We start from the raw sequence: 13,503 nt of genomic DNA on the forward strand, positions 1-13,503 counted from the left end.
GCTAGGGACAGAGACGTTCGAGGACGACGGCGACGCCGTCGTCCTCGTTCGACGTCGTCACCTCGTCGGCGACCGCCTTGAGCTCCGGGTGGGCGTTGGCCATCGCGACACCGCGGGCGGCCCAGTCGAACATCGGGATGTCGTTGGGCATGTCCCCGAAGGCCAGGGTGTCCTCGGGCCGCAGGCCCAGGTGGTCCGCGGCCAGGGCCAGTCCGGTCGCCTTGGTGACCCCGCACGGCTGCAGCTCCACCGTGCCGGGCCCCGACATGGTGACGGTGGCGAGCGAGCCGGCCACCGCCCGGGCCGTCGCCGCCAACTCGTCGTCGGACAGGGTGGGGTGGCGCAGCAGCACCTTGCTGATCGGCTCGCACCACAGGTCGCGGCGCCGCTCGACACGCAGGGCGGGCAGGGTCGGGTGCGGCATCCGGTAGCCCGGCTCGATGAGCGTCAGCCCGTCGACGCCGTCCTGGTCCACGGCCGCGTACACCGGCCCGACCTCGGCCTCGATCTTCTCCAGGGCGGTCTCCGCGAGTTCCCGGTCCAGGGTGACCGACCACAGCAGGCGGTCCGCGGCGGCGTCGTACAGCTGCGCGCCCTGTCCGCACACCGCGAGCCCTGTGCCGTGCAGGCGGTCGAGCAGCGGGCGCACACGGGGCGCGGGGCGGCCGGTCACCACCAGGTGGCGCGCGCCGGCGGCCGCGACCCGCGCGAGCGCGTCGAGCGACCGGTCGGAGAACGTGTCGTCGCCGCGCAGCAGCGTTCCGTCCAGGTCCGTGGCGATGAGGGAATACGCGATGCGCTCGGCATATGCGGTGGGTGCGGCCATGATCAGAGAATACGGATCCCGCACCCGCCGGACTCGACGCGAACCGGACCAGGACGGAGTCCGGCCCTCTTGTGTCAACTCCCCTTCTTTTGTTGACCGATCGCTGTTGATGACCGGGATGGTGGGGATCGGCACGGCGGGAAACGACGGGAAAGGGCCGGGAGCGGCCGGAAACGGCGAGAAACGGGTTTCCGCCGTATCGCCGGGTAGCGACCGGTTGAAGGCCTCTGCACCGGTTGGCAACAACATGCTCCGCTCCCTACCGCGCGCCCGGTCTGGGACGGTACCGTCCATGTGTCCAGGGGGGACTTGATCGGGGGGTCAGGTTGAGCAGTGGGCGTATCCGTGTGCTGAGGCCGGCTGATCTCGGCGAGGGGGAGCGGGAGCGGTGGCGCGCACTGCGCGCCGCGTCGACAGCGCCGCGCAACCCGTTCATGGAACCGGAGTTCACCGACGCCGTGGGCCGCGTGCGGCCACACGCACGGGTGGCGGTGGTGTACGAGGGGCGCGAGCCGGTCGGCTTCCTGCCCCATGAACGGGGCCGGCTCGGCCGGGGCCAGGCCCTCGCGTACGGCGTCTCGGACGCGCAGGGTGCCGTACTGGCCCCGGGCCTCGGGCTGAACGCCGACGAACTGATGCGGGCCGCTTCCCTGTCCAGCTTCGCCTTCGACAACCTGGAGGCGGAACAGGGTCTGCTCGTACCGCACGCGGCCGCGGAGTACACGTCCTACGTGATCGACGTGGAGAAGGGCTACGAGACGTACGAGTCCGTCCTGCGGGCCCAGTCGCCGAAGTTCCTGAAGACGACCCTCGCCAAGGAGCGCAGGCTCGGCCGCCAGGTCGGCGAGCTGCGGTTCGTGTTCGACGAACGCGACCCGGCCGCGCTGCGCACGCTCATGGCCTGGAAGTCGGCGCAGTACCGCAGGACCGGCCGCCGGGACCGGTTCGCACAGGACTGGATCACCCGGCTCGTGCACACGCTCCACGAGACGCGCGCGCCGGAGTGCTCCGGCACGCTGTCCGTCCTCTACGCCGGCGGCAAGCCGGTCGCCGCCCACTTCGGGCTGCGCTCGGCGACCGTCCTGGCCTGCTGGTTCCCGTCGTACGAGACGGCCTTCTCGAAGTACTCGCCGGGTCTCGTGCTGCATCTGCGGATGGCCGAGGCGGCCGCCGCCGAGGGGATAGGCCTGCTCGACCTGGGGCGGGGCGCGGCCGAGTACAAGGACTCGCTGAGGACCGGGGAGCTTCCCGTGTACGAGGGAGCGTGGACGCGTCCGGGGGTGGGCGCCGCGCTCCACTGGCTCAGCCGTGAGCCGTCCCGTCGCGCGCACCACTTCGTGCGCGGCCGGCCGAGGCTCGCCGCGCTGGCCGCACGGGCCCTGAGGAGCGCGGGCAGGCTGCGCCGTCCCTGACGGCTGCGACGGCTGCGACGGCTCCGACGGCTCCGACGGCTCCGACGGCTCCGACGGCCATGACACAGGGGGAACAAGGGGGGGGTTCATGTTCCGTGCGACACGTGCACAGCAGGAGATCCAGGGGTTCCTCGGCATCAGACCGGTGCAGGTCGCCGAGCTGGAGCTGGAGGACGGCGGTGGGGTGAGACCCGGTCCGGGCAGCCCGCCCGTCACGCACGGCGAGGTGTTCGTGCTGGTGCGCAGGGGCGGCCGGCCGGTGGGGACGCTGCTCGGCCACGTGCCGGAGGGCGCCGACCCGCGGGCGGTCCTCGCCGGGGCGGCCGCCCACCTGGCGGCGGCGCCCGCTCCCGCGGTCCGCGGATCGGCCGTGGTACCGGCCACCGTCGTCGTCGCCACCCGCGAACGCCCCGAGCAGCTCGCCCGCGCCCTCGACTCCCTCCTCGCCCAGGACCACCCGGACTTCGGGATCGTCGTCGTCGACAACGCGCCCGTGACGGACGCGACCCGGGACCTGGTGACGCGCAAGTACGCCGAGCGCGTGCGGTACCTGACCGAGCCGGTGCCCGGTCTCGCCGTCGCGCACAACAAGGGCGTCGAGGCCGCGCGGGGCGGGGTGATCGCCTTCACCGACGACGACGTCGTGGCCGACCCGCGCTGGCTCACCGAACTCACCGCGCCCTTCGCCGCCGACCCGGGCCTCGGCTGCGTCACCGGGCTGATCCTTCCGGCCCGGCTGCGCACGCCGGCCCAGGTCCTCCTGGAGAGCCACGGCGGCTTCGCGAAAGGCTTCGCGCCGTGCACGTACGACCCCGCCGACCCGCCCGCCGACGAGCCGCTGTTCCCGTTCACCGCGGGCCGCTTCGGCTCCGGCGCCAGCATGGCCTTCCGTACGGACGTCCTGCGCGCGGTCGGCGGCTTCGACCCGGCGACCGGCGCCGGCACGCCCGCCCGGGGCGGCGACGACCTCTACGGGTTCGTCCGCGTCCTCGCCCAGGGCCACCGGCTGCACTACACCCCGTACGCCCTGGTCTGGCACCACCACCGGGAGACCTGGCGCGACCTGGAGACCCAGGCGTACGGGTACGGCGCCGGCCTCACCGCCTGCCTCACCGCCCTCCTGGTCAACCGTCCCGGCCTGCTCCCGGCGTTCCTGGCCCGGCTGCCCCGGGGGCTGGCGTACGCGCGGACCCTGACCGCGAGCCGGGAGGCCGGGCCGGCGACGGACGGCGCGCCCGGCGGACACGACGACCGCACGCACGCCTGGCCCGCCCGGCTGTCCCGCCTCCAGCGCCGGGGCATGCTGTACGGCCCGCTCGGCTATCTACGGGCCCGACGCGCACTGCGGGGGGTCACACGATGACGGCGGGGGCGCAGAGAGACGAGACGGAGCAAGGCGGCGGCGGGGCCGGCGGCGCGAGCCTCGGCGGGGGCAGCCGGGGCGGCGGGGTCGATGGCGACAGCCGGAGCGGCGGGATCGATGACAGCCGTCGGAGCGGCGGCGGCCCGGGCGGCGAGACCGGTGGCCGCCGGGGCGGCGGGGCCGGCGGGAGCGGCGAGCCCTGCGGTGGCCGGCGGAGCGGTGGAGCCGGTGGCGGCCCCGGCGGGGGCGGTCCGGTTGGGGGTGGAGGGGGGCTCGGCGGCATCCCCGTGTTCCTGTATCACGCCGTGATGGAGGAGCCGCCGGAGTGGATCGCCGAGTTCACCGTCAGCCCGAAGCAGTTCGGCGCGCACCTGGACGCCGTCGTCGGCAGCGGCCGTACGCCCGTCACGATCAGCGCGCTCGCCGACCACCTCGCCGGGCGGGCGCCGCTGCCGCCCCGGCCGGTGCTGCTCACGTTCGACGACGGGTTCGCCGACCTGGCGGGTCCGACGGCCGAGGCGCTGGCCGGGCGGGGACTGCCCGCCACCGCCTACCTCACCACCGGCGCCCTCACGGCGGGCGGGCGCAGTCTGCTGCCGCCCGCGCCGATGATGACGCTGGCGCAGGCGGCACGGCTGGAGCAGTACGGCATGGAGGTCGGCAGCCACACCGTCACCCACGCCCAGCTGGACACCCTCGCGCCGCGGGCGCTCGCGCGGGAACTGCGGGCGTCGCGCGCGGTGCTGGAGGACGCGCTCGGGCACCGCGTCCGGCATCTCGCCTACCCGCACGGCTACAACAGCGGCCGGGTGCGGCGGATGGCGGCCGCCGCCGGCTACGAGACGGCCACCGCCGTGCGCCACGCGCTCAGTTCGGACCGCGACGAGCGCTACCGCATCGCCCGGCTCATCGTGCGGCGGAGCCACACCGTCGCCGACGTCGAGGGCTGGCTGGCGGGACGCGGGGCGCGGGTCGCCCCGTACCGGGACGGGCCGAAGACGGTCGGCTGGCGGTGGTACCGCCTCGCCCGCGCCGTCGTACGCGGCCCCGTCTTCGCCGGCTGAGCCGCCGGCGGCCCGTCGAAGATCGATCTGACTGTTTTGGCATGAAAAGCAGAGGTAATTCCTATAGTTGGCCTGGGGGAGGGAGCCTCGGCATGCAGCACCATGTGTCCGTACCGAGCACGGAGAGCAGCGTGCCGCCCCCTCCCGGCCCCGCCGCCGGCGACCGGCACCCCTGGCGGATCCCGCGCCGCGTGCCCGACACCGGCCTGCTGACGCTGCTGCCGGCCGCCGCGCTGTGGCTGTACGCACTGCCCCGCACCGGCTTCCGGGAGATGGGCGACTACGGCCTGCTGGACCGCCTCCCGGCCACCTACTACCTGTCGTTGCTGGTCCTCACCGCGGGCTTCGTCCTCAGTCTGCGACGGGCGGGCACCGCGCCGTGGTGGCCCGCCGCGCACTGTGTCGCGCTGCTGTTCGCGCTCAAGGCGCCCCCGGCGATCCTGTACGACGCGGTGCGCTACCCGTGGGCGTCCAAGCACGACGCCGTCGTCGACACGCTGCTCGCCAACGGTGAGCTGCGGCCCGGCGCGGCGCTGTCGGGCAACATGTCCGCGTACGACCAGTGGCCGGGCTTCTTCACGCTCGACGCGGGTCTGGTGCGCGCCTTCGGCGTGGAGAGCGCCGCCGCGTACGCCAACTGGGCGCCGGTCGTCCTCGGTCTGCTGATGATCCCGGTGCTCGTGCTGATCTACCGCACGTTCTGCGAGGACTGGCGGCTGATCTGGACCGCCGTCTGGATCTTCCAGCTCGCCAACTGGGTGGGCCAGGACTACTTCGCCCCCCAGGCCCTCGCCTACCTGCTGCATCTGACGGTCCTCGCGGTGGTGCTGCGGCACTTCGTGCGGCCCGGCTCCGCCGGACGGCTGCGCGACCGCACCTTCCTCGACCCGGTCGCCGCCCCCGTGCCGCCGCCGACGGGCAGCAGACAGCGCGCGGTCTGCGTGGTGGTCCTCGCCCCGCTGATCGCCGCGGTCAACGCCACGCACCAGCTCACCCCGGTGATGCTCACCATCTGTCTGCTCGCGCTCAACTGCACCCGCCGCTACCGCAACTACGGGCTGCTGGTCGTCGCCGCGCTGCTGATGCTCACCTGGGACCTGACCATGGGGCGGCCGCTGTTCGTCGAGACGCTCTCCACCGTCCGCTCGTCGATCGGCGAGCTGACGCAGAACTCCCGCGCGGGCTACACGGGCCGGCTCACCGGCCCCGGACCCGAACTCGCGGGCACCGCCAACGTGGTGATGGTGCTCGCGGTCGCCGTCCTCGCCGGGGCGGCCGTGGTGCTGCGGCGCCGGCTGACCCGCGGTGCGCTGCCGCTGCTGCTGGTGTCCGTCGCCCCGGTGCCGCTGTTCGCCGTCAACGACTACGGCGGCGAGATGCTCTTCCGGGTGTATCTGTTCGCCCTGCCCGGTGCGGCCTTCTTCGCCGCCGCCGCGCTGGTGCCCGCCGTCGCGGGAAGCCGTCGCACCCGGGCGAGGGCGCTGTGGCGCAAGGGCTCGGCGTTCGTCCTGCCGGCGGTGCTGCTGGTGCTGCTGGCCGGCTTCCTGCCGTCGTACTACGGCAAGGAGAAGATGTTCTACACGCCGCCCGAGGAGACCGCGCTGGTCACCAGAGCCCTGGACCACGCCCCCGACGGCTCGCTGATCCTCGCCACCAGCGGCTCCTTCCCGCAGGCGCTCCACCGCTACGACCGGCTCGAACACTGGTTCTTCGCCGAACAGGCGCTCTCCGAGAACGAGAAGATGCTGAAGGACCCGGTCTCCTATCTCGCCGCCGGCATCCCCCGGGGGACCAGGGCGTACGTCGTCCTCACCCGCACCCAGGACGTCTACGCCGCCGGAGAGGGCCTGCTGCCGGCCGGCGGCTTCGCGGCCCTGCGGTCGAAGCTGTCCGCCTCGCCGCTCTTCAGGACCGTCGAAAGCCGTCCGTACGGCGTCGTCCTGGAGTACCGCCCGGCCGCCCGATGACCGACCACGACGCAGGACCCCGAGGTGATCGACGTGACGACCACAGACTCCGCGGACCTCGGCGACGAGGACACCGGCCGCGACGAGGACACCGGCCGCGACAAGACGGGTGAGGCGGGGACCGGTGGCACGGAGACCGGCCACGCCCGGGAGACAGGAGGTCTCCGGGGCGCTTCGACGCGGCTCAGAGTCCTCGTCGGGGTCTCGGGCTGGCTCGCGCTGGCCGCCACGACCGTCCCCGGCCCCTCTCCCCTGCGCTGGATCCCGGTGCTGCTCTTCGTCCTGTTCGGCCCCGGTTGCGCGGCGCTGTGTCCGCGGCCGGGAGCGCCGGCCGCCGGGGCGCGGCTGGAGGCGGTCGCGCTCGCCGCGCCCATCAGCCTGTCGCTCGGTGTGCTCACCGCCACCTCGCTGTTCCTGGTGGAGGGCTTCTCGATGATCGCCTTCCTCGTCTCGCTCGCCGCGTTCACCACGGTCACCGCGGCCCTGCCGGGGCTGCCGCTGCCGGCCGCGCGGCGCGGCGCGGTCGAGCCCGCCAGGCGCAGGCCGCCCGGCGGTGGCGCGCCATGACAGGACGAGGGCGCGGTACGGGAGTCGGCAGGGGCAGCTCTGCGAAGAGGGGCTTGGAGGGTGACGTGGGGGGCGTGAGGCGCGGCTACACGGCCGTCGTCCTGGTGGCGGTGGCCGCGCTGCTCGCCGGGCTCGGCCTCTGGGTGAGCCGCCCCGAGGACCAGGAGCCCGGGGACCCCCTGCCGGCCGACGCCGCCTCGGGCGAGCTGCCCACCGGCGCCTGCGCTCCCACCGACACGCTGGTCCCGCCTTGCGGCGCCTGGTGGGGAGCCGCCGTTCCGTACGCCGGGAACGGCTCGCTCAAGGACGCCGTGCTCGGCTTCGAGAAGAGGATCGGCCGCAGGCTCGACCTCGTCTACAACTACCACGACATGTCGGGCACCCGGCTCGACGGGGAACTCCTCACCCCCGACGAGCAGGAACTCGGCAAGGACAGGCTGCTCATGCTGGCCTGGGAGTCCACCGTCTGGACCGAGCCGCACCACGAGAACTGGACGGAGACCCAGCTGGGCTGGAAGAACATCGCCTCGGGGAAGTTCGACGAAAAGATCCTCGATCCGCAGATCCGGCGCATCAAGGCCTACGGCAAACGCGTCTTCCTCTCCTTCGACCAGGAGACCGACGCCCGAATCGAGGAAGGCGCCGGCACCCCGGAGGAGTTCGTCGCGGCGTACCGCCATCTGCGCGACCGCTTCCGGGAACTGGGCGCCGACAACGTCGTGTGGGTGTGGACCGTCTCCGGCTACCTCGGCAGCGCCGAGGACATGAAGGCGCTGTACCCCGGGGACGACTACGTCGACTGGATCGCCATGGACCAGTACAACTACTACGAGTGCCACGGCACCAGCGACTGGAAGGACTTCCTGCGCAGCCAGCGGCCCAGCTACGAGTGGCTGCGCGCGAACGTCACCGACGACAAGCCGGTGATGCTCGCGGAGTACGCCACCGCGCCCGACGCGGACGACCCGGTGCGCCAGCGCGACTGGTACACCCGGATCCCCGCCGCCGTGAAGAAGCTCCCCGAGGTGAAGGCGCTGGTCCACTGGAACCGGCCCACCTCCGAGGAGGCCGCCTGCGATCTGACCGTCAACGACGGTCCGGGCCTGGAGGGCTACCGGGAGGCCGGCCGGAACGGTTACTTCCACCAGCCCGTGCCGCCCCGCTGACGGTTCAGGGGTGGCGGGCCCGCACGGCTCGCCCGTGGAGCGACAGGAACAGGACGGCGAGGACGAGGCCGCCCAGCAGGGGCAGCACCACCGGCGCGAGCTCCTGCCGCCACACCCAGCCGCCCACCGCGAGGAGGTACAGCACCCCCCAGCGCCCCGGCCAGGTCAGCCGCCCGCCGAGCCGCGCGAGCAGCAGCCACAACGGTACGAGACACAGCAGGTGCACGACCGCCGGCGCCCACCGCAGCAGCGGCTCGGGCCCGTCCAGCCCCACGCCGTCCGCGAGGAAACCGGCCGTCCGCGCGGCCATCTCCCCGCCGACCGGCCGCGGTTCCCAGCCGAAGGCCGGAGGTACGGCGTGCAGGGCGAGCAGCACGGACCCCAGTGCCGCCCCCGGCAACCGCACGTCGCGCGCGGCGCGCAGCGTCACCGAGCCGACGAACCCCACCAGCAGCAGGCCGCCCGCGACCAGCGCCGCGGGGGGCAGCGCCGCCAGCATGTGACGCCCGGTCCGTACGTCGTCGTAGGGGCCGCCGGACCAGGGCAGCCCGTTCAACGCCGCCCAGAAGACCGCGGTGGCGAGGCCGAGCAGCACCCACAGGGCGCCCTCGGTCCAGCGCTCCCGGGGGCCGGCCGGCGCGGACCGCTCCCGCCCGCCCCGCGGGGCCGCCGCCGGCGCCTGGCTCCTGTCGGTGCCCTGCCCCGCTCCGGAGGGGTGCGGCCGGGTGATCAGCGCCAGGGTGTCCGCCTGCAGCGCCTCGCGTTCGTACCCGGGACGTCCGATGAACAGGGCGACCGTGTTCTCGTCGATGCCCTCCCGCTCGTAGGCCGCCCGGCGCGCCCAGGTCGTGCCGTACCCGGCGGTGGCGTTCAGCCTCGCCCAGCGGGTGCCGTGGGCCGGGTCGGCGGAGGGCGGGCCGGCGGGGAGGCGGTCGGTGGGGAGGCGGTCGGTGCGGCGCAGCGCGCTGCGCAGGCCGACGACGGACACCGCGGCGATCAGCGTCATGCCGAGCAGCACCGCCCAGCCCGCGCCCGCGATCCCGGCCGGCGCGAACAGCACGGCCGCACCGCCCAGTACCAGCGTGCACATGGCGCCCTGGAGCGCTGCGAGCACTCCGGTGCGGCCCTGCACCCGCAGCACCCCGATGTACAGCTCGACCACGACCCGGGGCAGCGCCCCGGCGGCCAGCAGCCGCAGCACGGTGGTGCCGTGCTCGGCGTAGTCCTCGTCGAACGGCGTGAGGATCTGCGGCGCGAACACCACCAGCACCAGCACCACCGGCACCAGCAGCAGGGTCATGCGGCGCAGCGCCCCGCGGACGCCCTCGGCGAGTTGGCGCGGGTCGTGCGAGGCGTGGGCGGTGAGCGAGGAGGCCATGTTGATGGCCATGAACTCCATCGTGCCGCCGACGGTGTACGCCACGTAGAAGTAGCCGTTCTCCGCCGCGCTGAAGCGGACCGCGACCATCACCGGCAGCAGGTTGATCATCGCCAGGCTGAACAGCGCGCCCAGCGAGTCCCCGGCCAGGAAACGGCCCATCTCCCGCAGCCGGGGCGGCTCCAGATCGCGGTCGGCGGCGGCCTGACGCGGGATGAGCCTGCGGAAGATCAGCCAGCCCAGCGGCAGTGTCGAGAACGCGATCGCCACGGCCCAGGACACGAAGATGCCCAGCACCGGCAGCGCGGTCGCGAAGACGACCAGCAGGACCAGCTTGCCGAGGGAGAACACCGCGTTGCCGACCGGCACCCAGCCGGATCTGCGCAGCCCGGTGAGCACCCCGTCCTGGAGGGTGAGCAGCGCCCAGGCCACGCACGCCACGACGAACGCGGCCCCCGCGGCCGGTGTGCCCAGCGGCGCGTAGGACGCCCCCCACAGGTCGAGCGTGAGCAGGAAGCCTGCGGCGGCGACGGCCACGACCACCGAACTCGCCGCGTAGGCCCGCCACACCAGCGACCCGGTCGCCCGTCCCGCGCGCGGGACGAAGCGGACGACGGCGCCGATCATCGTGGTCGCCGTGATGCTGGCGAGCAGCCGCATCGCGGCGATCGCGGCCGAGCCCTGGCCGACGGCCTCCTCCGCGTAGTAGCGGGCGGCCACCAGCCAGAACCCGAGGCCCAGCACGGCGGAGACGCCGGTGCTGAGCATCAGGAAGTAGGCGTTCTTGAACAGCGAGTCGCTGCCGTGGCTCGCGTCGGCCGGTGCCGGGCCGTTCGTCTCCCTCCCGGCGGCCGGCGCCGGGCGTCCGGGCACCTGGATCCCGGCCTGTGTCTCAGCCACGGGTGGGTCCCAGCCCTCCCGGTCCCTCCGCCGGCCGCACCTTGGCGTCGTCCAGCACCTCCACGACCTGCCGGGCCCGCAGCGGGTCCACGGGCAGCGCGTGCCGCGCGAACCAGCGGGCCCCGGCCGGGTCGGGCGACGGATCGGTGAACCGCTCCCCCGCGTAGTCGTCCAGGGGCGGGTCGTACAGGTAGCCCACGACGAGGCCCCGCCGCGCGAGCGCCGCTCTCGCGGCGTCCCGGTCGGCCACGAACAGGGGGACCCGGAAGAGGGGCTGGACGGGGACCGGGCCGGCCTTGCTGTGCGGTCTCGCCCACGGCGTGGACAGCAGCAGCTCCGTACCGGACCGGCAGGCGGCCAGCACCCCGCCCAGGCGGTCCAGCCGGCGCCCGATCCGCGCGAGCCGCGGCGGACCGGAACGCAGCCGGTAGTCGTGCATGTCGACCCGCACCCAGGAGTCGTGCGCGCTCAGGTCCGGGGCCGCCTCCACGGCCCGGGCCAGCTCCCGCGCGCGCAACGGCATCCGGATCTCCTCGCGCTCCGTCAGCCCGAGCAGCCGCATGGTGGCCCAGGCCGCCCGCCGCAGCCGCAGTCCGCGCACGGCGGCCTCCGCGTACGGCCGGACCGTGTAGGCGAGTTCCGCCGTGAGCCTGCTCGGCAGCAGCAGGTCCTCGCAGGTCTTCTCCAGCGCGTCGCGCAGTCCCGGGTCGGCGAAGGACAGGAAGCCCCCGGCCTTGGCGCCGACGTGCTTGGAAAGGCTGAAGACGGAGGCGTCCCCCCAGGCTCCGACCGGTCTCCCGCCCACCTCGCTGCCGATCGCATGCGCGCCGTCCTCGAACAGCGGGATGCCCAGGGCGTCGCACTTGTCCCGCAGGCTCGGCGCGTCGTCCGGGTTGCCGTACAGATTCGTCGTGAGCACGGCGGACAGCGAGCCCCACACCTCGTCGGGCACGGCGTCGACGTCGATCGACGCGTCCAGCGGGTTCAGCGGCGCCTGCACGGGCCTGAGTCCGGCCGCGAGCACCACGAAGAGGATGACATCGTCGTTGACCGGTGACATCAGCACTCTGCCGCCGGGCGGGCACCAGTGACGCAAGGCCACGAACAGCCCGAATCTGCACGACGGTACGTACACGCATTCCCGGCCGAGTCTGCCGCGCATGGTCTCTTCCAGCCGCTTCGGCCGTGCACCACGCCGCGCCGACCCGAGGCCGGCCTCCCCTTTGGCCATCCGCCCCCCAGGTGTGCCGCGGGAACGCCCCCTCCCCGAGGCCTTCCAGCACCCGCTCAGAGTGTCCCCTTTCGCACCGCTCCGTCAAGATTGCGGACCGTCCCTGGGCGACTTCCGGTGAGCGGGCGGAAGCGGAGAGTTTCCTCCGGGCACCCCGGCGGCCGCACCCCGTGCCTCCCGGACGAGGTCGGCCGTAACGTGTGGCGCGGCTCCCCGCACCCGCGGAGCCCACGCGAGCACGACATGGCGAGCACGAAAGAGAGGCAGTACCCGATGCCCCCCTTCGACCTTTCCGAGGATGATCCCTTCGGTCCGCACAACCTTCCGTACGGCGTCTTCTCCCTCCCCGGTGCGGCGGAGCGGACCGTCGGCGTACGGCTCGGCGACCACGTCCTGGACGCGGGCGCGGCGGCCCGCGCGCTCGGCTCGCCGCACGCCCCCCTGCTCGCCCGGCCGACCCTCAACCCCCTGCTGGCTGCGGGCCGCACCACCTGGTCGGAGGTCCGCCGCACGCTGACCGAGGCGGTCACCGGTCCCGCGCACCGCGCCGCCCTCGAACCGCTCGTCCACCCCCTGTCCTCGGTGACCCTGCACCTCCCCTTCGAGGTGGCGGACTACGTCGACTTCTACGCCTCCGAGAACCACGCCCGCAACGTCGGACAGATCTTCCGCCCCGACGCGGCCGACTCCCTCACCCCGAACTGGAAGCACCTGCCGATCGGTTACCACGGCCGGTCGGGCACGGTGGTCGTCTCCGGCACGGACGTCGTACGCCCGTCGGGGCAGCGCAAGGGCCCCGCCGATCCCGCGCCGGTGTTCGGCCCGTCCGTCCGCCTCGACATCGAGGCCGAGGTCGGCTTCGTGGTCGGCGTGCCGTCGGCGATGGGGGAGCCGGTGGACGCGGACGCCTTCCGGGACCATGTGTTCGGCCTCTGCCTGCTCAACGACTGGTCCGCGCGGGACCTCCAGGCCTGGGAGTACGTCCCCCTCGGGCCGTTCCTCGGGAAGTCCTTCGCCACCTCGGTGTCGGCCTGGATCACTCCGCTGGAGGCGCTGGAGGAGGCGCGCGTGGCCCCGCCGCGGCGCACGCACCCCCTGCTGCCCTACCTGGACGACGCGGACCGTGAACCCGGCGGCTACGACCTGCGCATCTCGATCGCGATCAACGGCCACGTCGTGTCCGAACCCCCCTTCTCGACGATGTACTGGACCGCCGCCCAGCAGCTCGCCCACATGACCGTCAACGGCGCCTCCCTGCGCACCGGCGACCTGTACGGCTCGGGCACGGTCAGCGGCCCGGCGGAGAACCAGCGCGGCTCCCTGCTGGAGCTGACGTGGAACGGCCGCGACGCCCTCGAACTCCCCGACGGCAAGCGCACCTTCCTGGAGGACGGCGACGAGGTGACCCTGACGGCGTGGGCCCCGGGGCCGGACGGCCTGCGCGTGGGCCTGGGCGAGGTGAGCGGGCGGATCGTGGCGGGCTGACCGCCTGCTTCCAGCAGGCTGACTCCGGCGGTGACCGCCGTCATACTGTCGGCGGGCACGGTCCTCGTGCCGGGCCCGCCGCACGTCCGTCGCACCACCGGCCGGACCGCCGTGCCCGGGGTGCGGCCCCGCACGTCCCCTCAC

At 73.9% G+C, this 13,503-nt stretch carries 10 protein-coding genes; 7 read left to right on the forward strand and 3 right to left on the reverse strand.

The window, feature by feature from the left end:
* Position 1 precedes the first annotated feature (1 nt).
* Entirely contained in the window at positions 2–826 is an 825-nt protein-coding gene (locus tag ACFY30_RS03960; RefSeq protein WP_390843549.1) for an HAD family hydrolase, read from the reverse strand.
* 347 nt (positions 827–1,173) lie between these two features.
* Between ACFY30_RS03960 and ACFY30_RS03965 the strand changes: the two genes are divergently transcribed.
* The 6 genes from ACFY30_RS03965 (at position 1,174) to ACFY30_RS03990 (ending at position 8,365) form a co-directional block, all read left to right on the forward strand.
* Positions 1,174–2,238, forward strand: a complete 1,065-nt coding sequence (locus tag ACFY30_RS03965) for a GNAT family N-acetyltransferase (RefSeq protein ID WP_390843550.1) — start codon at positions 1,174–1,176, stop codon at positions 2,236–2,238.
* A gap of 88 nt (positions 2,239–2,326) precedes the next feature.
* Positions 2,327–3,601: a glycosyltransferase gene (locus ACFY30_RS03970; protein WP_390843551.1), complete on the forward strand. Its 1,275-nt coding sequence runs from the start codon at positions 2,327–2,329 to the stop codon at positions 3,599–3,601.
* Between the two features lie 308 nt (positions 3,602–3,909).
* Entirely contained in the window at positions 3,910–4,665 is a 756-nt protein-coding gene (locus ACFY30_RS03975; RefSeq protein WP_390843552.1) for a polysaccharide deacetylase family protein, read from the forward strand.
* A 92-nt stretch (positions 4,666–4,757) separates the two neighbouring features.
* Entirely contained in the window at positions 4,758–6,632 is a 1,875-nt protein-coding gene (locus tag ACFY30_RS03980; protein ID WP_390843553.1) for a hypothetical protein, read from the forward strand.
* 33 nt (positions 6,633–6,665) lie between these two features.
* Positions 6,666–7,199 (forward strand): hypothetical protein, encoded by a 534-nt coding sequence (locus tag ACFY30_RS03985; RefSeq protein WP_390843554.1) that lies wholly within the window; start codon positions 6,666–6,668, stop codon positions 7,197–7,199.
* 65 nt (positions 7,200–7,264) lie between these two features.
* Entirely contained in the window at positions 7,265–8,365 is a 1,101-nt protein-coding gene (locus ACFY30_RS03990) for a glycoside hydrolase family 26 protein (protein ID WP_390843555.1), read from the forward strand.
* A gap of 4 nt (positions 8,366–8,369) precedes the next feature.
* On the opposite strand, the gene ACFY30_RS03995 is transcribed toward ACFY30_RS03990, so the two are convergent.
* Together ACFY30_RS03995 and ACFY30_RS04000 are read right to left on the reverse strand one after the other, a co-directional pair.
* Positions 8,370–10,511: a lipopolysaccharide biosynthesis protein gene (locus tag ACFY30_RS03995; RefSeq protein WP_390843689.1), complete on the reverse strand. Its 2,142-nt coding sequence runs from the start codon at positions 10,509–10,511 to the stop codon at positions 8,370–8,372.
* A gap of 124 nt (positions 10,512–10,635) precedes the next feature.
* Positions 10,636–11,874 carry a DegT/DnrJ/EryC1/StrS family aminotransferase gene (locus ACFY30_RS04000; RefSeq protein ID WP_390843556.1) on the reverse strand — a complete coding sequence of 413 codons (1,239 nt, stop codon included), beginning with the start codon at positions 11,872–11,874 and terminating at the stop codon, positions 10,636–10,638.
* A gap of 273 nt (positions 11,875–12,147) precedes the next feature.
* On the opposite strand from ACFY30_RS04000, the gene fahA reads away from it, so the two are divergent.
* On the forward strand, positions 12,148–13,359 hold the full coding sequence (gene fahA / locus ACFY30_RS04005) for a fumarylacetoacetase (protein WP_390843690.1): 1,212 nt from the start codon (positions 12,148–12,150) through the stop codon (positions 13,357–13,359).
* Positions 13,360–13,503: the final 144 nt, after the last annotated feature.

This window comes from Streptomyces sp. NPDC000345 (assembly GCF_042898825.1).
In the GTDB taxonomy this organism is placed as follows: domain Bacteria; phylum Actinomycetota; class Actinomycetes; order Streptomycetales; family Streptomycetaceae; genus Streptomyces.